We start from the raw sequence: 24,276 nt of genomic DNA, 5'->3' as shown, positions 1-24,276 counted from the left end.
GTAAGTAGTTGTGAAAATACACCTACAAAAAAGCCTATTAGAATCTCCGCTTTACTATGTGCTTTTAAATATAACCTTGATGAAGCAACTAGACCGGTAGCAATTGTAAAAAAACAAAGACCAAGAATAATATTTATTTCAAAATGGACGCTAAGGCTAATTAAATACATTAATAAGCTACCCATGCTTATTAAATGCATGCTGCTTTTAAAGTTAAAAAACAGTAAAAGTAAAGAGCTAAAATAAGCACCTATAAGCCCTAAAAAAAAATAATATAACTCACTAGTGTAATTGTATGGTATGACCTTATAGACTATTATGAATAATAATGTAATGTTTATGTACAGAGGATATTTTCTTTCCTGTAAAGAAGGCATAAATATAGTATTTACTATGCCTATGTTTTTAAGGATAAAGTAAGATATAATAGGGATAACAATGGTTAGTATAAAAATTGGCAATATGCTACTGCTTTGGAGCTGAATTGGACTGTATTTTGGGGTCAATAAAAAATAAGAGAGTGTGCCAATTATAGGTGTAAATAATGGATGAAATATATAAGAAATTACTTCTTGAAAATTCTTCATTAAATCTTTTTACGTAATCTTGCTACAGGGATTCCTAACTGTTCTCTATATTTTGCAACAGTTCTTCTAGCTATAGGATATCCTTTTTCTTTTAAAATTGCAGCTAATTTATCATCTGTTAATGGTTTTTTCTTTATTTCTTCCTTAATAACAGTTTCTAAGATTTTTTTAATTTCTTTTGTAGATACATCTTCTCCTTGCTCATTTTTCATAGATTCGGAAAAGTATTCTTTTATCAATTTTGTGCCGTATGGGGTGTCTACATATTTGCTATTAGCAACTCTAGAAACTGTAGATACATCCATTTGAATTTCATCTGCAATATCTTTTAATATCATGGGTCTTAAACTGCGCTCATCTCCAGATAAAAAATATTCTTTTTGGTAATGCATTATGGCATTCATAGTAATAAACAAAGTTTGTTGTCTTTGTCTAATAGCATCAATAAACCATTTTGCAGCATCTAATTTTTGCTTAATAAATAATACGGTATCTTTTTGCGCTTTAGACTTCTCTTTAGAGTCTTTATAGCCTTGTAACATGTTGTTATACTCTCTGCTTACATGTAATTCAGGAGCATTTCTACCATTTAAAGTTAACTCTAATTCGCCTTCTACAATTCTAATAGAAAAATCTGGCACCACATGTTCAACAAGTCTGTTGTTACCTGCAAAAGAACCTCCCGGTTTTGGATTTAGTTTCTCTATTTCGGAAATAGCATCTTTTAGTTGCTCTTCTGTTATATTATGCTTTTGAATAAGTTTTTTGTAGTGCTTCTTTGTAAATTGGTCAAAAGACTTTTCAAGAATAGTTATTGCTAGTTCTATGTTTAATGTTGCTTCTTTTCTTTTTAGTTGTATTACTAAACATTCTTCTAAGGATCTAGCAGCAACACCCGGTGGGTCTAATTCTTGAACAATTTTAAATACTTTTTCAATTTTGTCTTCATCCGTATATATATTCTGGGTAAAAGCTAAATCGTCTAAAATATCGGCAACGGGTCTTCTTATATAGCCACTCTCATCTACACTGCCGACTAAAAATTCGGCAATAGACCATTCCTCTTCTGTTAGGTTAACTGTATTTAATTGGTTTATTAAATATTGATTAAAAGTGGTCCCTGCGGCATATGGAATACTTTTTTCATCCTCATCTGCACTATAGTTATTTGCTTTTGTGCGGTAATCAGGGGTTTCATCATCACTTAAATAATCATCAATATTTATGTCTTCAGCAGTTATAGTTTCGCTATCCGTTTCCTCATAAATATCGTCATAATCCTCTTCAGTATTTTCAGTATCTTCTTTACCCTTTTCTAATGCAGGATTTTCTTCTAACTCTCTTTTTAGTCTTTGTTCAAAAGCTTGTGTAGGTAGCTGTATTAACTTCATCAGCTGTATTTGCTGTGGAGATAACTTTTGAGATAATTTAAACTGTAAATGTTGTTTAAGCATATATTTATCTTGTACTATCTACTAAATTAGTGAAATTGAATTAAAATTCGGCATTTTGTGGAGTTCTCGGAAAAGGAATAACATCTCTAATATTACCCATTCCTGTGGCAAAAAGCACTAAACGCTCAAAGCCTAATCCAAATCCGCTATGAACAGCACTTCCAAATTTTCTTAAATCTAAATACCACCAAAGTTCTTTTTCATCAATTCCTAAAGCAGCTATTTTTTCTTTTAAAACATCTAAACGTTCTTCTCTTTGAGAGCCACCAACTATTTCTCCAATACCAGGGAAAAGAATGTCCATAGCTCTTACTGTTTTACCGTCTTCATTTAAACGCATATAAAATGCTTTAATATCTGCTGGGTAATCAAATAAAATTACGGGGCATTTAAAGTGTTTTTCAACTAAATAGCGTTCATGTTCACTTTGTAAATCTGCTCCCCAACCATCTATTGGGTAGCTAAATTTTTTCTTTTTATTTGGTTTACTATTTCTTAAAATGTCTATAGCTTCGGTATAACTAACTCTTTTAAAATTGTTATCGGCAACAAATTTTAATTTTTCTATAAGAGGCATGTCACTACGTTCTGCTTGTGGCTTAGTTTTTTCTTCGTCTAGTAACCTCTTTTCTAAGAAAGCCAAATCTTCTGCACAATTTTCTAAAATGTAGTTAATTACATCTTTAATAAAATCTTCTGCTAAATCCATATTAGCATCTAAATCATTAAAAGCAACTTCTGGTTCTATCATCCAAAATTCTGCTAAATGCCTAGATGTATTTGAGTTTTCAGCTCTAAAAGTAGGGCCAAAAGTATAAACTTTTCCTAATGCCATTGCGTAAGCTTCGGCTTCTAATTGTCCAGATACTGTTAAGTTGGTTTCCTTTCCAAAAAAATCTTCTTTATGGTTAATTTCTCCTTCTTCTGTTAAAGGTGGATTTTTTTGATCTAGAGTTGTTACTCTAAACATTTCTCCAGCACCTTCTGCATCTGAACCAGTAATGATTGGCGCATGAAAATAGTTAAAATCGTTTTGTCTAAAATAATTATGAATTGCAAAAGATAATGCGGAACGCACACGCATTACTGCCGCAAAAGTATTAGTACGAATACGTAAATGAGCTTTTTCTCTTAAAAACTCAAGTGAGTGTTTTTTTGGTTGTATTGGATATGTTTCTGGGTCTGCAATACCATGAACATAAATATTTTTAGTTTGTATCTCTACATTCTGACCGCGACCTTGACTTTCCACTAAAGTTCCAGTAATTTTTAAAGCAGCACCAGTTGCTATTTGTTTTAAAATGGAGTCATCAAATTCTTCAAAATCTACTACACATTGTATGTTGTTAATAGTAGATCCATCATTTAAAGCAATAAAACGATTACTTCTAAATGTTTTTACCCATCCATTAACAGTTACTTCTTGTAATAATAAGTTGCCAGATAGGAGTTCTTTTACGCTAGTAGATTTCATATTAAAATGCATCAAAATTTAAAAAGTCAAAGATATGCTTTTTAATAAAAATTTGATGTTTTCTAAGAGGTATAAATAGTATTAGTTTCTATCCTCTTCTTTAGGTAAAATGTCTATCTGAGGCTTTTTTAATACTTGTTTGTTTGCTATGCTTCTTTCTAAAGAAAGCAGTAGAGAGGGGAGTAGTATTAAATTGGCAAGCATTGCAAAAAGTAATGTTGCAGAAACTAAAGCCCCTAGGGCTACCGTACCACCAAAATTTGATATAATAAAAACTGAAAAGCCAAAAAATAAAACAATAGAGGTGTAAAACATGCTAACTCCAGTTTCTTTTAAAGCGGCATATACAGATTTTTTTATTCTCCAACGATTTGCTATTAGTTCTTGTCTATATTTTGCTAAAAAGTGTATAGTGTCATCTACAGATATGCCAAAAGCAATGCTAAATACTAAAATTGTAGATGGTTTTATTGGTACTCCAGCAAATCCCATAACACCAGCAGTTACAACCAGCGGTAAAAGATTAGGTATTAAAGAAATAACTATCATTCTAAAGGAGCGAAACAAATACGCCATAAATAATGCAATTAATAAAATTGCAAGTGCTAAAGACATAATTAAGTTTTTTACAAGGTATTTTGTGCCTTTTAAAAAAATTAAAGCGCTACCAGTCATGTATACTGTAAACCTTTCATTTGGGAATATTTTAGCAATATTTTCATTTAATCTTGCTTCAATCTCTTCCATTCTGCTAGTTTTTACATCTTTCATAAAAGTTGTAATTCTTGCAGTTTGTCCAGTACTGTCTACAAAACTTTTTAGCATGTTGCCATTATCTGCAGATTTGCGAGCAACATCCATGATAAAATTATTCTCTTGCGTAGTTGGCAATTGGTAATATTTAGGAATACCATTATAAAAAGCCTGTTTAGAGTATTTTACTAAGTTTACTACAGATACTGGTTTAGAGAGTTCTGGAATTTCTTCTATAACGGTACTTAGCCTATCTATTCTTTTTAATGTTGCAGGTTTTAAAACACCTTTAGGGCGTTTTGTGTCTACAACAATTTCTACAGGCATTATACCATCAAACTCTTTTTCAAAGAAACGAATGTCTTTAAAAAATTGTTCTTTTTTTGGCATATCCTCGATTGGGCTACCAGAAATATCAATTTGATAAATTCCTATAATACTAACTACTAATAAAACTATAGAAGTAATATAAACTGTAATTCTTTTGTGTCTAACAATACGTTCTGTCCAATTTACAAAAGCATCAACCCATCGTTTGTTTAAATGTTTTAAATGTTTTGTTTTAGGTAAAGACATAAAACTATAAATAATAGGAATTATAAGCAATGATAAAATAAAAATCCCAATAATATTTATAGAAGCTACAATACCAAATTCTTTTAAAAGTTTACTGTCTGTAATAATAAAAGTAGCAAAACCAGAAGCAGTGGTAATATTTGTCATTAATGTAGCATTACCAATTTTAGAAATTACACGTTGTAAAGAAAGTGCTTGGTTGCCATGTTTTTTTACTTCTTGTTGGTATTTATTTATTAAGAAGATGCAATTTGGAATACCTATTACAATAATTAATGGTGGTATTAGAGCTGTAAGTACAGTAATCTCATACTGTAAAAGACCTAAGATTCCAAAAGCCCACATAACACCAATTATAACAACACACATAGAGATAAATGTTGCTCTAACACTTCTAAAAAAGAAAAAGAAAATTAAAGAGGTTACTCCTAAAGCAGCTAATATAAACTTCCCAATTTCATCAATAATGTTTTGGGAGTTCATGGTGCGTATATAGGGCATTCCTGATATGCGAACATCTAAACCAGTTTCTTCTTCAAAATTATCTATAAGATGTGTCATATCTTTTAAGATAAAATCTTTTCTTACCGAGGTGTTAACAATGTCTTTATCTAAGTACATTACGGTACGTAGTGTTCCACTTTTTTTATTGAATAATAAATTTTCGTAAAATGGTAAATTATTAAATAAATGATTTTTAATACTATCTACAGCGGCTTGCGTTTTGGGGGCATTTTTTAATAATGGCTCCATTACAAACTGCATTTTAGTAGTGTCTTTTTTTAGTTCCTGTAAATTATCTGTAGATAAAACAAAATCTACTTCCGGAAAAGCACCTAATTGCTTGCTAAGTTTGTTCCAACGATTAAAATTATCTGTAGTAAAAAAGGTACTGTCTTTTATTGCAAATACAACAGCATTACCTTCTTCACCAAACTGTTTTAAAAAAGAATTGTATTCTAAATTTACAGGGTGGTCATCTGGTAATAAATTTGCTTGGGAACTGGAAAAGCGCATATTTTTCCATTGCATACCCATAAAAACAGTGAAAGCTACTATTAGTAGTAAAATTAAAATTCGATTTCTAAGGATTATGTTTGCTGTTTTAGCCCAAAATCCTTTTGTAAGTTTAGCTACCATTAATTAACACTTGTTTTTGTAAAAGCCATTGTAAAATTGCATAGGCAAAGGTAAATAATGATACCTTCTGTTCCTAAAATTACCTAGTTAGAATAGTCTTAAAAGTACAAAAGCGACCATTAAAGTCGCTTTTGTAAGAAAAATTTGTAGATAGATTATACTTTCATGATTTCTGCTTCTTTTAACACAAGAAAAGCATCAATTTTTTTAGTGTATGTATCTGTTAATTCTTGTATGTCTGCTTCTGTGTTTTTCTTTACATCTTCAGAAGCATCCTCTAAATTTTTAACTTCTTTGTTACCATCTTGTCTTGCAGAACGAATACTAACCTTTGCGTCTTCAGCTTCCCCTTTTGCTTGTTTAGCTAAATCTCTTCTTCTTTCTTCAGTTAAGGGCGGAACATTTATGATAATACTTTCCCCATTATTCATAGGGTTAAACCCAAGATTTGCAATCATAATTGCTTTTTCTATTTCTTGCAACATGTTTTTTTCCCAAGGCTGTACTGTAAGCGTTCTTGCATCTGGAGTGTTTACATTTGCAACTTGAGATAATGGTGTTTGTGATCCATAATAATCTACCATTACACTAGAAAGCATTGCAGGAGTTGCTTTTCCTGCACGGATTTTTAAAAATGCTTTTTCTAAATGTAATAAGGCAGATTCCATACTTTCTTTAGTAGCGTCTAGTATAAATTGTATTTCTTCGTTCATCAGTTAATTTTTAATATATCTAACAATAATAAAACTAAATTTATAAGTTTACTACCGTTCCAATGTTTTCACCGTTTACAAGTTTTATTAAATTACCTTTTGTATTCATATCAAAAACAACAATTGGTAATTCGTTTTCTTGGCTTAGAGTAAAAGCAGTAGTATCCATTACTTTTAGGCCTTTGTTTAATACTTCTTTAAAAGAAATAGTATCAAACTTAGTGGCAGTTTTATCTTTTTCTGGGTCAGAGGTGTAAATGCCATCTACACGAGTGCCTTTTAAAATTACATCTGCTTCAATTTCAATAGCTCTAAGAACAGCAGCAGAATCCGTTGTAAAATAAGGATTTCCTGTTCCTCCTCCAAAAATAACAACACGGCCTTTTTCTAAATGGCGCATAGCTCTTCTTCTAATAAAAGGCTCGGCAACCTCATTTATTTTAATAGCAGTTTGTAATCTTGTTTGTACATCTTTTAATTCTAAGGCGCTTTGTAAAGCTAATCCATTTATTACTGTTGCTAACATGCCCATATGGTCACCCTGTACGCGATCCATACCTGTGGCAGCACCTGCTACTCCTCTAAATATATTACCACCGCCAATTACTATAGCAACTTCAATACCTTTTGCTACAACTTCTTTAATTTCTTCGGCATATTCCGATAGTCTTACTGGGTCTATACCGTATTGCTTTTCTCCCATTAGTGCTTCGCCACTAAGTTTTAAAAGTATTCTTTTGTATTGCATGTTATATAATTAGTTGCCGCAAAAATAATCAAAAATATTTATCCTTGTAGTATTGTTTTTGGCATATGATTGCCTTAATTATTTCTAAATACATCTGGAATACTCTATTAAATTTTATATCCTTGCATTTAAGAAAATAATATAGCCTTTAGGCTACTTTAATTTAAAATTAAAAAGCATAATGAGAAAAATAATTTTTGTAGTAATGTTGGGGATGTTGTTATATAGTTGTGGTGCAACAAAAAATGTAAGTACGGTTACTAATTCTACTATAATAACGAATATAGATATTTTAAATGTTGTAGAGGATAAAGTTTTAGTTACCATTGATCCAGGAGTAATACATACAGATAAGACAACATTTTTAATTCCTAAAACAATTCCTGGTACGTATAGTATAGATGATTATGGTAAGTATATTGAGGGTTTTAGGGCGATAGATTATAATGGAAACGAATTATCTTTTACACATAATGATGTTAATTCTTGGGTAATATCCGATGCAAAAAAAATGGATAAAATTATGTATTATGTAAATGATACTTACGATACCGAGGCACAAGTATCTGATGCCGTTTTTTCTCCCGCGGGAACAAATATTTTAAAAAACGACAATTTTGTACTTAATCTTCATGGTTTTGTTGGTTATTTTCAGAATTTAAAAGAGGTGCCTTATGAGTTGCATATAACAAAGCCTAAATCTCTTTTTTCTACTACATCATTAAAGGCTAAGAGTACTAAAAGTTTACAATTAGAGAAAGATGTTTTTACTGCTAATAGGTATTTTGATGTTATTGATAATCCAATATTATATGCTAAAGCAAATACCGAAAGTTTTCAGATTAATGATATTACGGTTACTTTAAGTGTATACTCTCCTAATAATGTATATACTGCTGCTAGTTTAAAAGAGCGTATGGAGAAAATGATGACAGCTCAAAAAGCATTCCTAGGAGATATAGATGGAACAAAAGAATATAACATTCTTTTGTATTTATCTAAAATGGATAATACAGACGCAAGTGGTTTTGGTGCTTTAGAGCACCATACTTCAACGGTAGTTGTTTTGCCAGAAGCTATGCCTAGAGAAAGATTAGAACAAGCAATGGTAGATGTTGTTTCTCATGAGTTCTTTCATATAGTAACACCTTTAAATGTACACTCTAAAGAAGTGCAGTATTTTGACTTTAATGATCCAAAAATGTCACAGCATTTATGGATGTATGAGGGAACAACAGAGTATTTTGCTAACCTATTTCAAATTCAACAAGGTCTAATTACCGAGGATGAATTTTATAAAAGGATAATGGATAAGATAGCAAACTCTAAAAGTTATGATGATGCTATGTCTTTTACCATTATGAGTAAAAATATATTAAAAGAACCTTATGAAAAAAACTATGCAAATGTGTATGAAAAAGGAGCTTTAATAAACATGGCTTTAGATATTACATTGCGTGAATTAAGTAATGGTGAAAAAGGAATTTTATGGTTAATGAAAGAACTTTCTAAAAAATATGATGTTTCTACTCCTTTTGAGGATGAGAAATTAATTGATGAAATTGTAAAGATGACGTACCCGGAACTACGCACCTTTTTTGATACTTATGTTATTGGGAATACTCCAATAGATTATACTACTTATTTTACTAAAGTTGGTTTGGGAAATGTTACAGAGCAACAACAAACTGGCTATTTTTTGGCTGGAGAAATGCCATTTATAGGTATTGACCAAGAAAATAATAATGCCGTTTTTGTAAGGGAAGGGATAGAGTTGAGTTCTTTTTATACGGATTTAGGTATGCAAGGAGGAGATGTTATAAAAAGTATTAATGGTACTCCAATTAATTTAGAAGCAATAAGACCTATAATAGGAGAGAGCTTTGGTTGGACTCCTGAAACCTTAATTAAGATGGTTGTGATTCGTAATGGAGAAGAGATTTCTATTGAAGGAAAAGTTGGCTCTCCAATTTTGAATGTAACTAAACTATCTAGTTTGGATTCTGTATCAGAAAATAGTCTAAGTCTTAGAGAGGCTTGGTTAAAGAATTAATTGGTTACTCGATAATCGAGATTTAAAAGCTCCGGGGCTTGCCTCGAAATCAAAATTAGTTTCCTAATAAATGCCTCGTGGGCTTGCCCCGAGGTAGTTCACTAAAAAATTAAAAATGCTGCTTTATAAAGCAGCATTTTTTTTGCATAAAAAAACCGTCTCTAGAGACGGTTTTAATAATTGATATATTGTTGTGGTTTACTTATCCTAAAGCAACACGCTTAAAGCTTGTTACAGATAAATCTCCAGCAGAAGCAACATATTTAGCAACATTTATTTTCTCATCCTTAATAAAGTTCTGATCTAATAAACATTGTTCTTGATCTAAAGTAGTGTTATCTGCAATAAATCTTTGCATTTTACCAGGAAGAATTTTATCCCAGATTTTCTCTGGTTTTCCTTCTGCGGTAAGTTCTGCTTTTGCAGCTTCTTCAGCTTTAGCTAAGGCTTCATCAGTTAATTGTGCCATAGAAATATATTGAGGTACGTTTTTAAGAGTTTTACCTAAACGACCTAATTCAATATTATCTTTTTCTATAACTGCAATTCTAGCTTCGGTTTCAGAAGCAATGTATGCAGGGTCAAAATCCTTATAAGATAAAGTTGTTGCGCCCATAGAAGCTACTTGCATAGCAACATCTTTAGCAACTACTTCGTTCTTAGAAGTTAAACCAACTAAAGCAGCAATTTTGTTAATGTGAACATAAGTGCCAACATAAGGAGCTTCTAACTTCTCGAAAGAGTTAATTTCTAATTTTTCGCCAATTACACCTGTTTGTTCTATCAATTTATCAGCAACTGTCATTCCTCCGAAATCAGAAGCTAAAAAATCTTCTTTGTTGTCAAAATTTATTGCTTTGTCAGCAAGTTCATTTGCTAAAGCAAGAAAGTTTTCGTTTTTACCAACAAAGTCAGTTTCACAACCTAGTACAATTGCAACACCAACAGTGTTATCTGCATTTACTTTAGAAACTGCAGCACCTTCAGATGAATCTCTATCTGCTCTTTTAGCAGCAACTTTTTGTCCTTTTTTACGAAGAACTTCAATTGCTTTGTCAAAATCTCCTTCTGCTTCTACTAAGGCTTTTTTGCAGTCCATCATTCCTGCACCTGTAGCTTTTCTTAATTTATTTACTTCTGCGGCGGTAATTTTAGCCATTTTCTTTTATTTTTTTTGATTATGTAAAATAAGACACAATTATTGTATCCAGTTTTAGGGTAATGTTAAATTATAGATATTTTGATGTATCTATAAATTTATTCTACACCACCTTTTACGTTATCTTGCCATTCTTTAAGTTCGTCCCACTTACCATCAGCAGCCATTTGTGCTTGCTTTGGCCAAGAAGTTGGATCTAAATGAGCCATTCTTGAGCTTGCTTCAGTTAAGATTGTTTTAATCTTTTCAGCATCACCTTTAGCTAAGTCAGCGAAAGTAACAAATCCAGCGTTCACTAAAGCTTCAGCAGCTTTAGGTCCAATTCCTTCTACTTTTGTTAAATCGTCTGCTTTTGCAGGAGCAGCTTTAGCTACTGGAGCAGCAGGTGCTTCGGCCTTAGCTTCTTCTTTCTTAGGAGCTTCTGCTTTTGGAGCTGCTTCTTTTTTAGGAGTATCTTTCTTTGGTGCTTCTTGCTTGCTAGATTTACGTTCTGCTAATCCTTCTGCAATTGCAGCAGTAACTTGCTCCATAATAATGTCTATAGATTTAGATGCATCATCATTTGCTGGTACTACATAATCAATATCTCTTGGGTCACAATTTGTATCTACCATAGCAAAAATTGGAATATTCAATTTTTGAGCTTCTTTAACAGCAATGTGTTCTCTCATTGTATCTACAATAAAAAGAGCGCCTGGTAAACGAGTCATTTCAGAAATAGAACCTAAGTTCTTTTCTAATTTAGCTCTTAAACGGTCTACTTGTAAACGTTCTTTTTTAGAAAGAGTCATGAAGGTACCATCTTTCTTCATACGATCAATAGAAGCCATTTTTTTAACAGCTTTACGAATAGTAACAAAGTTTGTTAACATTCCGCCTGGCCATCTTTCTGTAATATAAGGCATGTTTACCTTAGATACTTTGTCAGCAACTATGTCTTTAGCTTGTTTTTTTGTTGCTACAAATAAGATTTTTCTTCCAGATGCAGCTATTTTATGTAGCGCTTCGTTAGTTTCGTCTAATTTTGCAACCGTTTTGTAAAGGTTAATTACGTGAATTCCATTACGCTCCATGTAGATGTAAGGAGCCATGTTTGGATTCCATTTTCTTGTAAGGTGTCCAAAGTGTACACCTGCTTCTAATAATTGTTTTACTTCGACTTTCGCCATTTTTGTTTTAGTTTACGTTCTTATGAATTAGCAATACTAGAGTGGTATGCATATACATGCAAGCCTCTACTATTTAGATGCTAAACTAAATGGGCGATTTTAAAAACCTACCCTTACTTATTACTATTAGAAATGGTAATAAGATTTTTAAGTGTCTCTTTTTTGAGACTTTCAATGAACTAGTTATAAAATATAAAAAAGGGTATTCGAAAGAATACCCTGGTGATTCTGTATTAACGTTTAGAGAACTGGAATTTCTTACGTGCTTTCTTCTGACCAAATTTCTTACGTTCTACCATTCTTGGGTCTCTTGTTAAAAGACCTTCTGGTTTAAGAGATAATCTGTTTTCAGCGTCTACTTCGCACATAGCTCTAGATAAAGCTAAACGAATAGCTTCAGCTTGGCCAGTGTTACCACCACCATAAACATTTGCTTTAACATCATAACTATCAACAGTGTCAGTTAATGCAAAAGCTTGCTTAATTTTGTATTGTAAAGTTGCAGTTGGAAAATATTCTTTTAAATCTCTAGAGTTTATAGTAATATTTCCTGTTCCTTCAGAAAGATAAACACGAGCAACAGCTGTTTTTCTTCTGCCAATTTTATGAATTATCTCCATTATTTAAATTCGTTTAAATTAATAACAGTTGGTTTTTGTGCTTCTTGTCCGTGATTAGGACCTACGTTTACTTTAAGGTTTCTGAATAACTCAGCACCCAACCTAGTTTTTGGAAGCATTCCTTTAACAGCCTTTTCCACAATACGCTCAGGAGTCTTAGATAACATATCTTTTACAGATGTATGACGTTGACCTCCAGGATATTCTGTATAACGACTATAAGATTTAGTATCCCATTTGTTACCAGAAAGGGTAATTTTTTCTGCATTAATAATAACTACGTTATCTCCACAATCAACATGAGGAGTGTAATTTGTTTTATGCTTTCCTCTAAGTATTTTTGCTACTTTAGAAGCAAGTCGCCCTAACGTTTCTCCTTCAGCATCAACCAATACCCATTGCTTGTCTACGGTTGTTCTATTTGCTGAAACAGTCTTATAACTTAATGTATCCACTACTGCTATTTTTTTCTATTATACACTTCTTTCCCTTTAAGAGGGCTGCAAATGTACAACTATTAAGTTGAAATACAAATGGTTGTTTCTTATTATTTTTTATTTTTTTATTCAAGATTGTAAAATTATCGATTTTCCTTTATTTTATATACAGTTTGTTGTTGTTTTTATATTGTTTAGCCAGTGCAATATTGTTTATTTGTTTACGTTTTGTTCTAGTTACCAGTAAAATAAATAACCAAATACCAAACCAATGAAAAAATTATCTTTAACTATAATTGCAATAGGTGTTCTTTTTTCTTCTTGTTCAAAAGATGCAATTTCTGATAAATTAGATGAATTAACGGGTAAAGATGCTCTCGTAGGAAAATGGGAACTTGTAGAGTTTAATGTAGATGAAGAAGCTGCAGGTACATATTTAAATTTAGCAGAGGATGCTTTAGAGAAACTTATTGAAGAAGATTGTGCTATTGTAACTTTTGAGTTTAAGGAAGATGCAACTTTAGTAACTGAGAATGCAATTGATTATCTAGAGTTCAATGCTGGTCCTACAGGATTAATAGTTGATTGTCCAAGTGAAAAAGATATTGAAACAACAATGTACACTTATGTAGACGGAGTACTAAAATTCAAAGATAAAAACGGAGAAGAAATTAGTGCAAAAGCTTCTATAGAGGCAGATGTAATGACAGTAGATGCAGAAGGCTTAGATTTACCTAATTTTAATACTAAAGGCGAGCTTATATTTAATAGAAAATAAGTACGCTCATTTTATAATATATAATAAACCGTTAAGAATTTTCTTAACGGTTTTTTTAATTACTCGATAATCGAGATTTTACTGCTCCGAGGCTTGCTTCGAAATCAAAATTAGTTTCCTAATAAATGCCTCGTGGGCTTGCCCCGAGTTAGTTTACTTTTTAAAAATTTTTGCTTGTACTTGTTCTTTGTTGGAATGTATAATAATTATGTATACGCCAGAAGCAAGTGAAGAAACGGGGATGTTTATTGCGTTGTTTTTTATTTGCCAAGAATGTTTTAATACAATATTTCCATAGGTGTCTAATACTTTAATATTTGCATTACTAGAGTTATGCAAACCCAATATATTTACAACATTCGTTGCTGGATTAGGAAATACTTTTATAGTTTGAGTAATTTTTTGTGTACGCTCCTCTTTATTTTGCTGCGCATTTATATTAAAGTAAATACACAAAAAAATAGTTGTTAGGATTAAGTATAGTCGCATTGTAAAAATAATCGTGTGAATTTATAACATTGAAGTTACAAATTCTGGATAGTTACATTAGTTATAGGGTAATTTTTTAAGTGACATTTAACTTTTGTTATAAAAAAATAGCCATATTATGGCTATTTTTACTTTTTTAAACTAACTCAAGGTTATTTACTTCTCGCAATTTTCATATGCTTTTATAAACTCTATTATGCTATTAGCATTATTTTCAAATTCTTTTTCTTTTACACGCTCTTTTAGTTCTGGGCAGTCTTCTCCTAATAAATTCCCAAGTTTTTTTCTAAATGCCATTAACCAACCAGAGCCTGAAGTGGAATACCCTTTTTTGTCAGTATTCTTTTTAATGATTAATTCTCTAGACTGATATTCATAAAGATTAATTTTTTTAGACGCGTAAATACGCTTTACATATTTATAGCTAGCTCTATCAAAACTAGACATTGTTACAGCATCATCTGCTTCTTTAAAAGGTAGCGTATATCTTTTTTCTCCATTTCCTAAGACTAAAGTGTTTACTTCATGAGCACCAAAATTCCTAAGTACTGGTTTGCCTTCTAGATCTTTAACATAGGTTTTTAAAATACCAGCTAATTTGTCAATTTTTTTCATGTTAATATAACCTGGTATGGTATCTCCAGAGTTTGTTATTACAAAAGAGAGGGAGTAGTCTGGATCCGTTTTGGGATCAAACGGTTTGTTAGGGTCATTAGCATCCATAAATTGATTAGAAGATGCTCCATAATAATCCGTTTTGTCTTCTGTTAAAACGTTAAGATGGCGCGTATCTGTTTTGTTTGTTGCAAATACATCTCTCAGTTTTATAGCTTTTTTGTCTAAAGACTTTCCATCGGATTTATCATAATCATTTTCAATTATTTTTGCGCCATAAGTAGCAGTTTCATCTGGATTGTCTAAATAATAATTTATCCACCCTAAATTATAAAGTGAAGCATATCGTAGTTTTTTAGATTTTCTGTCTTTGCCTTCATATTTAGAGAGAATGCTTTTGTAGTACTCCAGGGCGGGTTTCACCTCTATTTTTAAATTATCTAAGGATTCATAGCTTTTCATTTTAGAAAAAGCTTTTTCCACTATTTTAAAATTAGCTTTATGGTTCTCGTACTCTGGGTGCTTTTTAGAGTCCAAAACCCATAAGTTTTTTTTGGATTTTATTTCTTTATAACCAAAAAGACTTGATATTCTAGAGTTAACAGTGCTTATTACGCTTTTAATAAAGTTTATGCGTAATGTTTTTATAGAGTTGCTGTTTCTAAAAGCTCTGGCACTTTCATAATTATCAAATACTTTACTGCTTTTTGTTTTGTTTCCATTAAAAGTAAAAACTTCATTTATAGATTGGTCTGCAGAGGTAACTGTAACACTGCCTTCTGTTCTGTATTTAATAATTGTTTTATACTCAGTCCAGCGGGTAACTTTTCCATCATCGTCGGTTCTGCTCTTTGGAGTAGAATTTATATCATTACTAATTAAAGTAACATCTATTAATTTGCTTTGAATGGCTATAAAAGCATCATTATTTAATTTAGTGAAACCAGATAATTTTATTTCACTTTCAAAATATAATTCGGGTAAAGATTGGGTAAGTACTTGTGAGTTCAAGGATAAAACCGAAAAAGTTCGGTTGGCATCATTTAAAACTGGTTTGTCAGGTAATCTTACGTAACTTATTTCAATTGGTTCTTTGTCTATATCTGTGCTTTGTGCTTTTGCTATGTATAAAGATAATAGAGAAATAAAGGTTAGAAAAAAGATATTTTTCTTCATGAAAATGTTGGTTAGTGGTTAAATAGTTGTTTGTAAATTTAACACTTTGCTTTGCAAACCCTACAATTTTTCGATGAAATGATGTAACCCTCTAATGTTTTATATGTATTAGTGCGCTTCTAACCAATTAGTTCCTAAACCAACTTCTACATCTAACGGAACTGCAATTTTATACGCATTTTCCATTTCGCCTTTAATTAAAGTTTGTAGTTCTTCTAGTTCTGGTTTGTATACGTCAAAAACCAATTCATCATGTACTTGTAAAAGCATTTTAGATTTGTAAGTACCTTGCTCTAATTTCTTATGAATATTAATCATGGCAATTTTTATAATATCTGCGGCACTACCTTGAATAGGTGCATTCACTGCATTACGTTCTGCTGCGCCACGAACAATAGCATTACTACCATTAATATCTTTTAAATACCTACGACGACCTAAAACGGTTTGTACATACCCATTATCGCGAGCAAAATTTACTAGCTCGCTCATGTAGTTTCGTAATTTGGGATAGGTTTTGTAATAGGTGTCTATAAGTTCTTTTGCTTCACTTCTAGAAAGGTCAGTTTGGTTGCTTAGTCCAAAGGCGGAAACCCCATATATTATTCCAAAATTCACCGTTTTTGCATTGCTACGCTGTTCTCTTGTAACTTCTTCTATGGGAACATTAAATACTTTTGAAGCGGTAGAAGCATGAATATCTTCTCCATTTTTAAAAGCTTCAATCATGGTGGTTTCTTCACTTAAAGCAGCAATAATACGAAGTTCTATTTGTGAATAATCTGCAGCTAATAAGGTGTAATCTTCATTTCTTGGAACAAAAGCTTTACGTACCTGTCTTCCTCTTTCTGTACGTATAGGAATATTTTGTAGGTTAGGGTTGTTGCTACTTAACCTTCCTGTTGCAGCTACAGTTTGCATATAATCTGTATGTACACGGCCAGTGCTTTCTTCTATCTGTTCTGGTAAAGCATCTACATAGGTACTTTTTAGTTTTGCAAGTCCACGATAATCCAATACATTTTGAATAATCTCATGGTCTTTAGCTAAATAAGATAAAACATCTTCTGCAGTTGAAAATTGGCCTGTTTTGGTTTTTTTAGGTTTGTCTACTAGTTTTAGTTTATTAAATAAAATTTCTCCTAGTTGTTTAGGAGATGCAATATTAAATTCTTCGCCAGCAGCTTCATATATTTTTGACACTAGATTATTAATATCATTATCAAGATCTTCGGAAAGAGAGTTTAAGAATGTTTTATCAAGGTTTATTCCTTCTAATTCCATTTCTGCTAAAACATGTAAAAGTGGAATTTCAATATCTTTAAAAAGCCCGTCTGTTTTAGCTTCTGCTAATTCTGGTCTAAAGTGTTGTGCTAATTGGTAAGTAATATCTGCATCTTCCACCGCATATTCCGTTTGTTTTTCTAACGGAACATCTCGCATAGATAACTGATTTTTACCTTTTTTTCCAATTAATTCCGTTATAGAAACTGGAGTGTAGTTTAAATAGGTTTCTGCTAAAACATCCATATTATGACGCATATCCGGATTAATTAAATAATGTGCCAACATCGTATCAAAGCAAGGTCCTTTAACTTTTATATCGTATTTACGAAGCACTTTAATATCATACTTCAAATTCTGACCTATTTTTTCAATATTTTCTGCTTCAAAGAAAGGGCGTAATTGTTCTATAAGTTTTTGCGCTTCTTCTTTGTTTTCAGGAAAAGGAATATAAAAGCCTTTTGTTGCTTCCCATGAAAATGCAATACCTACTAGTTCTGCTGTTAGTGGGTTTAAACCCGTAGTTTCTGTATCAAAACATACAGAAGTTTGTTTCATTAAATTTTGAACAAAAAGTTTCATAGCCATTCCCTGAGCAATACTTTGGTAGGAATGCGCAATATCTTTTATGGTTTTTCTGCTAGAAATAGCTTCTAATGTTGCAGGAGAATCTCCATCATTCCCAAAAAGAGAAAATTGTCCTTGCCCAGCAGGGGAGGCTTTTTTAGGAGCTGCTTTTTCTTTTTTAGAAGGGCTTTCTGCAACGCTTTCTTCTTGTTTTGGAGCAAAAAGCTTTAGAAATTGGTCTCTTAGCCTTCTAAATTCTAGTTCTTCAAAAATTTCCTGAACTTTTTCACTATCAGGGGCAGATAGCTTGTAGTCATCTGCTTTAAAGGTAACATCGCAATTAACATCTATTGTAGCAAGTTTTTTAGAAAGCAATCCTAATTCTCCATTAGCTTCTACCTTTTCTTTCATTTTACCTTTTAGCTTATCGGTATTGGCTAAAAGCCCTTCCATAGAATCAAACTGTTCAATGAATTTTTTGGCGGTTTTATCTCCCACACCTGGTAATCCAGGAATATTATCACTGGCATCTCCCATCATCCCTAAATAATCTATAACTTGTTCCGGTCTTTGTACTCCAAATCTTTTTTGAATTTCTGGAATTCCCCAAATTTCAATACCATTGCCCATTCGTGCGGGTCTGTACATGAAAATATTATCGGAAACTAATTGCCCAAAATCCTTATCAGGAGTAACCATGTAGACTTTATAATCTTCTTTTTCAGCTTGTTTTGCTAATGTCCCTATAATATCATCGGCCTCATAACCTGGTAAAACAACAACAGGAATATCCATAGCATTTAAAATATCTTGAATATAAGGAACGGCTATACGAATAGCATCTGGCGTTTCGTCTCTATTTGCTTTGTATTCCGGGAACATTTCCGTTCTTTCTACACTACCACCTTTGTCAAAACAAACAGCTAAATAATCGGGTTTTTCTCTTCTAATAACATCTAAAAGTGAATTCATAAAACCCATAATTGCGGAAGTGTCCATTCCTTTAGAATTTATTCTAGGGTTTTTTATGAGTGCATAATATCCTCTAAAGATTAATGCAAATGCGTCTAGTAAAAAAAGTCTTTTTTGTTCTGCCATTAGTGTTATTGTTGTAGAATTTCAAAACTACGAATTAATGTGGTAAGGTATAAAATATTGTGTTTTTAAAATAAGATTTTATATCTAGTTTAGGAATAATGAAGGTGAAACAGAGGTGTGTTTTTTAAGGAAAGGAAAGAGTTTTCGACAAAAAAATGAAGCTATGTTGCTTTCTAATAAAGTTTTGTAATGTGGTATTGGTGAGTTTGCGTATTAAAACAACAGAATTGTTAAGCGTTAAATAAAAGGTAAAATAGCAATAAAGAGTATTCTAATCAAATACATTTGCAAAAAAAATATAATAAGAATGATTCGTATAGTACTATTTACATTACTCTATTTAATTTTAGGATTATATGTTGTACAGGGCTTTAAAACTATAACAAAAAATCCATGGATAGTTTATCTGTATATTGGTTTGTCTGTATTGGTGTTGCTTAATTTTTTATATCAGTTTGTAATTGTAGAGGGTTCTGGTGGGACTTTAACTAGGGTAAAAACATATGCTTTTAGTTTTTTTGTGATTCTATTGGTGTTTAAACTAGTGACAGTTATTTTTCTGTTTTCTGAAGATATTTTTCGTTTTTTAATTGCTATTTATAATAAGTTTTTTGGAGAAGCTAAAGTGTTTAATATGCCCGATAGGCGTAAGTTTATAAGCACACTAGCATTAGGTATAGCAGCAATTCCTTTTGGGGCATTACTTTATGGAATGTATAAAGGAAAATATAACTTTAAAGTTTTAAAGTACGATTTAGAGTATGATGATTTGCCAGATTCTTTTAATGGCTATCAAATTACTCAAATATCCGATGTTCATAGTGGAAGTTTTGATAATCGTGAAAAGATTGAATATGCTATAAACTTAATTAATGAGCAGAAAAGTGATGTTTTATTGTTTACGGGGGATATGGTAAATAATAAAGCAGAGGAAATGTATCCTTGGAAAGACCTTTTTTCTACTTTGGAAGCTAAAGATGGAAAGTTTTCGGTTTTAGGAAATCATGATTATGGAGACTATATACAGTGGCCTTCTGATGAAGCTAAAAAAGAAAATCTTAAGGATTTAAAAAAAATACAAAAGGAAATGGGTTTTCATCTTTTGTTGAATGATAGTGAATATATAACTAAAGGTGAGGATAAAATAGCTTTAGTAGGAGTTGAAAATTGGGGGAAAGGTGGATTTAAAAAAGCGGGTGATTTACATAAGGCTGCTTCAAAAATTAATAATGACGATTTTAAAATATTACTAAGTCATGACCCATCGCATTGGGAGCAAAAAGTTATAAAAGACCCTTACCATTATCATTTAACTTTAAGTGGGCATACTCACGGTATGCAGTTTGGAATTGAGATTCCTGGATGGATAAAATGGAGTCCGGTAAAGTGGCGTTATACATATTGGGCAGGAATTTATAAAGAAATGGGGCAGTTCATAAATGTAAACCGTGGGTTTGGATTTTTAGGATACCCAGGTAGGGTAGGAATATGGCCAGAAATCACAGTAATAACCTTAAAGAAGAAAAAGTTAACATGAATTTAACCTATTGTGTAGCTTGCAAATGCCTATGTATTAGCTGTATTTTAACATTTTTTATTACATTTGGCTAATAATGCAAAGTTAAACATATGTCTAAATTTGGTGAATTAATAGATTTAAACGTTCCCGTACTGCTTGATTTTTACGCAGAATGGAATGATCAATCTACTGCCATGCATGCTATTTTAAGAGATGTGGCCGCTGCCTTAGGAGATAAGGGAAAGGTTATAAAAATTGATGTAGATAAGAATAAAGAGCTGGCTCAGGCTTTAAGAGTAAAAGGCTTGCCTACTTTAATGATATACAAAAAAGGAGAAATGGTTTGGCGACAAAGTGGTGAGCAAGATGCCAATACACTTATTGGTATTTTAAACGAGTATTTATAAATTCTTCTATTTATTAAAAACAAAAACAAGGTGCATGTACACCTTGCTTTTTTTTGCGCTTTTGTTTAAGAGTAAAACATTAGTTATTCGCTAACGGTTTGTAAAGTAGTATCTTTTATTTGTACAGTATCTTTTAAATCAGGGTTAGTTGTGTTAGTCTCTATAATAGGTTCTTCTACTATTTCATCTTTATAAAAATGCTGAAACTTATCTATATATTCATTAAATATTAGCGTTTCTTTTTCGGCCATCTCGCGATCGTTATTAGATATAAGAATATCTATATTTCTTCTATAAGCTTCCATATCCGTTATGATTTCATCAATCTTACTGTATTGTTCATCTAGGGTAGTGCCAGCATAATAATCTAAACGTTCTTGGTATTTGGTTTTTAGCTTGTTAAATAAATCTCTTGCTTTTGTTGTTTCGCCTACTTTGTAATAACCATCTACAAAAGGTTCTACAAAAGTATAATATCCAAAATAATCTACCGGCATCTGCGTAATAGAAAGGTCTATTATTTCCTTTGCTTTGTCAATCTTATTTTCTTGTAGTAAAGCCTCAGTAAGTCGTGCTAAATTGCCTCTAAAAGATAAGCCTTGTATTCTTGTTTGTGTGTCATGATAAATATCTGCGCCAGAATTTCCCCAGTCCCAACCTTTTACTATAGAATACATTAAATCGGTATCTATGCGTCCCATATCAAAAGAATTTTTTCTTTCTGTTTTAATAGGAACTAATTTGTAGGCAAGACCATCTAATTGTAAATAATCTTTCATCCATATAAATTCAGCATCATCAAAACTTCCTCCAGAAAAATATATAGGTCTTTTCCAGTCGTTATTAGCTAGAATATCTAACATCATCATGCTCTTTTTAGTAATAGCAGAAGGTAAATCTATATCAATATAGTCTACTATTAAAGCAGTGTCTTTTTCTTTTACCAGTCCGTTTTCAAGAACATTTTTTTTGTTTACAGGGATGCGTATTTTATTAGTTGGATAATACACCATATTCTGTGTATTTTCAGAATAAGCACTAAGGTCTCCGCCTTGTTGTTGTAAAATGTATTTTAGTTTAGTGCGTGGTTTGTCACTATCTATCCAGTTTATAAAATCATTTATAGACCACCTGTTTTCTGTCATGCTTTGGTGGTATAAAACATCTCTAGACCCCCAACGGTATTTGTTGTGTGTAATTTGTGATGGTATGGCATCACTATCATATGCTTTTCTCTTCATTTGGTCTACATACCAATCTGTTTCAAAAAGGCTTGTACATATAATACGAACATCGGTACGGTATTTTTCTATTTCTTGTGCATACCATAGTGGAAATGTATCGTTATCTCCAATAGTAAATAATATTGCTCCAGCATCTTTTTGACAAGAATCTAAATATGCTTTGGCCGATGAATTTGCGGTGAACTTTCCGGAACGATCATGGTCGTCCCAGTTTTGATATGCCATTAATGTGGGTACTGCTAAAAGGCATATAATAGTTATTGCTGGGGCTAAAACTTTTGGAGTTATGAATTTTTTAAGTTCAAAGAACAATGCGTATACGCCAATGCCTACCCAAATGGCAAAAATATAAAAAGACCCTACAAGGGAGTAATCTCTTTCTCTGGGTTGAAATATATACGGATTTGTATAAAATTGAATGGCTAAACCAGTAAATAAGAAAAATACTAATAACGCCCAGAAGTGTTTTGGGTTTTTAGAAATTTGAAAGAACAAACCTATTATTCCAAGAATTAAAGGTAAAAAGAAATACGTGTTTCTTCCTTTGTTATTTAAAACATCAGAAGGCAGGTTTTCTTGACTTCCTAGGCGCCAGCTATCTATAGGGGTAAAACCACTAATCCAATTCCCATTTTCATTATATCTACCTTGAATATCATTTTGTTTGCCAACAAAATTCCACATAAAGTAGCGTGTATACATGTAGTTAAATTGAAACTCTATCATGTATTTAATGTTTTGCCAAACACTTGGTGGTTGTACTTCTATATATTCACTAAACCTTCTTAGGAAGCTAATATATTGTTCTGTGTCTATCTCGCCAGTTCTTAATCCTTCTTTAACCTGACTTACGGCTTTTCTTAATTCATCATTAGATTGGGTCATTTTAAAATCTAACGGTCCAAAATAACGCATATAATTTTCGGTATGTTGTGTGCTCCACATTCTAGGTAAAAAACCTACATGTTTTTCATTAGGTCCAGGTAATGCATTTTTATAATGATTTACAATTACGTATTTACCTAAAGTGTAATCTTTTTCATATTTTGGTTTTTCATCTCTTTCCGGGCCAGCTTCTGCAAAAGCATCAGAATAATAACCTCCAAAAAATGGACTGTCTACGCCTGGGTATTGCTCCCTGTTGTAATATGCTAATAAGGATCTAGCGTCTGATGGATTATTTTCATTAATAACAACATTTGCATTAGCTCTAATAGGTAGCATTAACCAAGAAGAAAACCCTAGGAATAAAAATAAAAGACATAAAACTAAGGTGTTTGCTGTTTTAAAGTTGTTTTTTCTAGTGTAATTTAATCCAAAATAGAAAGCCCCAATAAATAATATTCCAATAATTATAGAGCCAGAGTTAAATGGTAAGCCTAAATTGTTTACAAAGAAAACTTCTCCCCAACCAAAAACTTTTAGAACATAGGTTAAAGAAAATTTATATACCAACATTAAAATGGCAATAACAACCACATTGGCAATAAGAAAGTTTTTTACAGTGGTTTTTTTGTATTTCTTAAAATAGTAAAGTAACCCTATAGAAGGTATGGCCAAAAAGCCCATAAATTGTATTCCGAAGGTAAGCCCTACTACAAAAGAAATGAGGATAATCCATTTGTTTCCTCTGGGATTTTCTAAATCATCAGTCCATTTAAGCCCCATCCATAATAATACTGCCATTATGAAGCTTGCCATTGAGTAAACCTCTGTCTCTACAGCATTAAACCAAAAACTATCAGAATACGTAAAAGTTAAAGCGCCAACTACACCACTTCCTAAAACAGCAATAGCTTTGCTGTTGGTAAATTTCTTATCTGGGTTTATTAGTTTTCTAGTTAAATTAGTAATGGTCCAAAACATAAATAATATGGTAAAGGCACTAGATACACCAGATACAAAGTTTACCATACGAGCTACTTGTTCTGGCTCAAATGCAAACATTGCAAAGAAAGCACCTATCATTTGTAATAATGGAGCTCCTGGAGGGTGACCAACCTGTAGTTTAGCAGATGTGGCTATATACTCTCCTGCGTCCCAGAAACTACTTGTAGGTTCTACAGTTAAAAAATATGTAATAAGTGCTATGGAGAAAACTACCCATCCTAAGATGGTGTCCCATTTTTTGAAGTTTTTAGAAAACATGTAATTCTAAGTTTTACCTGATGGCGAATTTACTAATTAATATAGATACAAAGGAATAATTTTTATAA

General features: G+C 31.9%; 17 protein-coding genes. 4 read left to right on the top strand and 13 right to left on the bottom strand.

Features of this window, described 5'->3' with window-relative positions; all coding sequences use genetic code 11:
* Positions 1 to 586: 586 nt before the first annotated feature.
* From rpoN to pyrH, 5 genes are all read right to left on the bottom strand, one after another.
* Positions 587 to 2,041, bottom strand: a complete 1,455-nt coding sequence (gene rpoN / locus CLV91_RS01130; RefSeq protein WP_121063135.1) for an RNA polymerase factor sigma-54 — start codon at positions 2,039 to 2,041, stop codon at positions 587 to 589.
* 40 nt (positions 2,042 to 2,081) lie between these two features.
* Complete coding sequence (gene asnS, locus CLV91_RS01125; RefSeq protein WP_121065615.1) at positions 2,082 to 3,515, bottom strand: asparagine--tRNA ligase; 1,434 nt, start codon at positions 3,513 to 3,515, stop codon at positions 2,082 to 2,084.
* Positions 3,516 to 3,596: 81 nt separating this feature from the next.
* On the bottom strand, positions 3,597 to 5,984 hold the full coding sequence (locus tag CLV91_RS01120; RefSeq protein WP_121063133.1) for an efflux RND transporter permease subunit: 2,388 nt from the start codon (positions 5,982 to 5,984) through the stop codon (positions 3,597 to 3,599).
* Positions 5,985 to 6,139: 155 nt separating this feature from the next.
* On the bottom strand, positions 6,140 to 6,697 hold the full coding sequence (gene frr, locus CLV91_RS01115) for a ribosome recycling factor (protein WP_121063132.1): 558 nt from the start codon (positions 6,695 to 6,697) through the stop codon (positions 6,140 to 6,142).
* Positions 6,698 to 6,737: 40 nt separating this feature from the next.
* On the bottom strand, positions 6,738 to 7,445 hold the full coding sequence (pyrH, locus tag CLV91_RS01110; protein WP_121063129.1) for a UMP kinase: 708 nt from the start codon (positions 7,443 to 7,445) through the stop codon (positions 6,738 to 6,740).
* Between the two features lie 181 nt (positions 7,446 to 7,626).
* On the opposite strand from pyrH, the gene CLV91_RS01105 reads away from it, so the two are divergent.
* On the top strand, positions 7,627 to 9,498 hold the full coding sequence (locus CLV91_RS01105; RefSeq protein WP_121063127.1) for a M61 family metallopeptidase: 1,872 nt from the start codon (positions 7,627 to 7,629) through the stop codon (positions 9,496 to 9,498).
* A 202-nt stretch (positions 9,499 to 9,700) separates the two neighbouring features.
* Here the strand turns inward: CLV91_RS01105 and tsf are convergent, their stop codons facing one another.
* The 4 genes from tsf to rplM all read right to left on the bottom strand — a co-directional run bounded on the left by tsf (position 9,701) and on the right by rplM (position 12,901).
* On the bottom strand, positions 9,701 to 10,657 hold the full coding sequence (tsf, locus tag CLV91_RS01100; RefSeq protein WP_121063125.1) for a translation elongation factor Ts: 957 nt from the start codon (positions 10,655 to 10,657) through the stop codon (positions 9,701 to 9,703).
* A 98-nt stretch (positions 10,658 to 10,755) separates the two neighbouring features.
* Entirely contained in the window at positions 10,756 to 11,826 is a 1,071-nt protein-coding gene (gene rpsB / locus CLV91_RS01095; RefSeq protein ID WP_121063123.1) for a 30S ribosomal protein S2, read from the bottom strand.
* Positions 11,827 to 12,059: 233 nt separating this feature from the next.
* Positions 12,060 to 12,446: a 30S ribosomal protein S9 gene (rpsI, locus tag CLV91_RS01090; protein ID WP_121063121.1), complete on the bottom strand. Its 387-nt coding sequence runs from the start codon at positions 12,444 to 12,446 to the stop codon at positions 12,060 to 12,062.
* On the bottom strand, positions 12,446 to 12,901 hold the full coding sequence (gene rplM, locus CLV91_RS01085) for a 50S ribosomal protein L13 (RefSeq protein WP_121063118.1): 456 nt from the start codon (positions 12,899 to 12,901) through the stop codon (positions 12,446 to 12,448). The genes rpsI and rplM overlap by 1 nt, the downstream gene beginning before the upstream one ends.
* Before the next feature lie 253 nt (positions 12,902 to 13,154).
* On the opposite strand from rplM, the gene CLV91_RS01080 reads away from it, so the two are divergent.
* Positions 13,155 to 13,661 (top strand): hypothetical protein, encoded by a 507-nt coding sequence (locus CLV91_RS01080; protein ID WP_121063116.1) that lies wholly within the window; start codon positions 13,155 to 13,157, stop codon positions 13,659 to 13,661.
* Positions 13,662 to 13,814: 153 nt separating this feature from the next.
* Here the strand turns inward: CLV91_RS01080 and CLV91_RS01075 are convergent, their stop codons facing one another.
* The 3 genes from CLV91_RS01075 to polA form a co-directional block, all read right to left on the bottom strand.
* Complete coding sequence (locus tag CLV91_RS01075) at positions 13,815 to 14,150, bottom strand: T9SS type A sorting domain-containing protein (protein ID WP_121063114.1); 336 nt, start codon at positions 14,148 to 14,150, stop codon at positions 13,815 to 13,817.
* Between the two features lie 156 nt (positions 14,151 to 14,306).
* Positions 14,307 to 15,941 (bottom strand): hypothetical protein, encoded by a 1,635-nt coding sequence (locus CLV91_RS01070; protein ID WP_121063112.1) that lies wholly within the window; start codon positions 15,939 to 15,941, stop codon positions 14,307 to 14,309.
* A gap of 108 nt (positions 15,942 to 16,049) precedes the next feature.
* Positions 16,050 to 18,890, bottom strand: coding sequence for a DNA polymerase I (gene polA, locus CLV91_RS01065; RefSeq protein WP_121063110.1), 2,841 nt, complete (start codon positions 18,888 to 18,890; stop codon positions 16,050 to 16,052).
* A 307-nt stretch (positions 18,891 to 19,197) separates the two neighbouring features.
* On the opposite strand from polA, the gene CLV91_RS01060 reads away from it, so the two are divergent.
* Positions 19,198 to 20,427: a metallophosphoesterase gene (locus CLV91_RS01060; RefSeq protein WP_121063108.1), complete on the top strand. Its 1,230-nt coding sequence runs from the start codon at positions 19,198 to 19,200 to the stop codon at positions 20,425 to 20,427.
* A gap of 92 nt (positions 20,428 to 20,519) precedes the next feature.
* On the top strand, positions 20,520 to 20,816 hold the full coding sequence (locus CLV91_RS01055; RefSeq protein WP_121063107.1) for a thioredoxin family protein: 297 nt from the start codon (positions 20,520 to 20,522) through the stop codon (positions 20,814 to 20,816).
* Between the two features lie 83 nt (positions 20,817 to 20,899).
* Here the strand turns inward: CLV91_RS01055 and CLV91_RS01050 are convergent, their stop codons facing one another.
* Entirely contained in the window at positions 20,900 to 24,208 is a 3,309-nt protein-coding gene (locus CLV91_RS01050; RefSeq protein WP_121063105.1) for a glycosyltransferase family 117 protein, read from the bottom strand.
* Between the last annotated feature and the right edge of the window lie 68 nt (positions 24,209 to 24,276).

Source organism: Maribacter vaceletii (assembly GCF_003634105.1).
Lineage (GTDB): Bacteria > Bacteroidota > Bacteroidia > Flavobacteriales > Flavobacteriaceae > Maribacter_B > Maribacter_B vaceletii.
This window is presented reverse-complemented; position numbering and strand designations above follow the sequence as displayed.

Excerpts from the sequence above, each read along its gene's own strand:
- rpoN (WP_121063135.1), bottom strand. The coding sequence starts at position 2,041 with ATGCTTAAACAACATTTACAGTTTAAATTATCTCAAAAGTTATCTCCA.
- asnS (WP_121065615.1), bottom strand. The coding sequence starts at position 3,515 with ATGAAATCTACTAGCGTAAAAGAACTCCTATCTGGCAACTTATTATTA.
- CLV91_RS01120 (WP_121063133.1), bottom strand. The coding sequence starts at position 5,984 with ATGGTAGCTAAACTTACAAAAGGATTTTGGGCTAAAACAGCAAACATA.
- frr (WP_121063132.1), bottom strand. The coding sequence starts at position 6,697 with ATGAACGAAGAAATACAATTTATACTAGACGCTACTAAAGAAAGTATG.
- pyrH (WP_121063129.1), bottom strand. The coding sequence starts at position 7,445 with ATGCAATACAAAAGAATACTTTTAAAACTTAGTGGCGAAGCACTAATG.
- CLV91_RS01105 (WP_121063127.1), top strand. The coding sequence starts at position 7,627 with ATGAGAAAAATAATTTTTGTAGTAATGTTGGGGATGTTGTTATATAGT.
- tsf (WP_121063125.1), bottom strand. The coding sequence starts at position 10,657 with ATGGCTAAAATTACCGCCGCAGAAGTAAATAAATTAAGAAAAGCTACA.
- rpsB (WP_121063123.1), bottom strand. The coding sequence starts at position 11,826 with ATGGCGAAAGTCGAAGTAAAACAATTATTAGAAGCAGGTGTACACTTT.
- rpsI (WP_121063121.1), bottom strand. The coding sequence starts at position 12,446 with ATGGAGATAATTCATAAAATTGGCAGAAGAAAAACAGCTGTTGCTCGT.
- CLV91_RS01080 (WP_121063116.1), top strand. The coding sequence starts at position 13,155 with ATGAAAAAATTATCTTTAACTATAATTGCAATAGGTGTTCTTTTTTCT.
- CLV91_RS01075 (WP_121063114.1), bottom strand. The coding sequence starts at position 14,150 with ATGCGACTATACTTAATCCTAACAACTATTTTTTTGTGTATTTACTTT.
- CLV91_RS01070 (WP_121063112.1), bottom strand. The coding sequence starts at position 15,941 with ATGAAGAAAAATATCTTTTTTCTAACCTTTATTTCTCTATTATCTTTA.
- polA (WP_121063110.1), bottom strand. The coding sequence starts at position 18,890 with ATGGCAGAACAAAAAAGACTTTTTTTACTAGACGCATTTGCATTAATC.
- CLV91_RS01060 (WP_121063108.1), top strand. The coding sequence starts at position 19,198 with ATGATTCGTATAGTACTATTTACATTACTCTATTTAATTTTAGGATTA.
- CLV91_RS01055 (WP_121063107.1), top strand. The coding sequence starts at position 20,520 with ATGTCTAAATTTGGTGAATTAATAGATTTAAACGTTCCCGTACTGCTT.
- CLV91_RS01050 (WP_121063105.1), bottom strand. The coding sequence starts at position 24,208 with ATGTTTTCTAAAAACTTCAAAAAATGGGACACCATCTTAGGATGGGTA.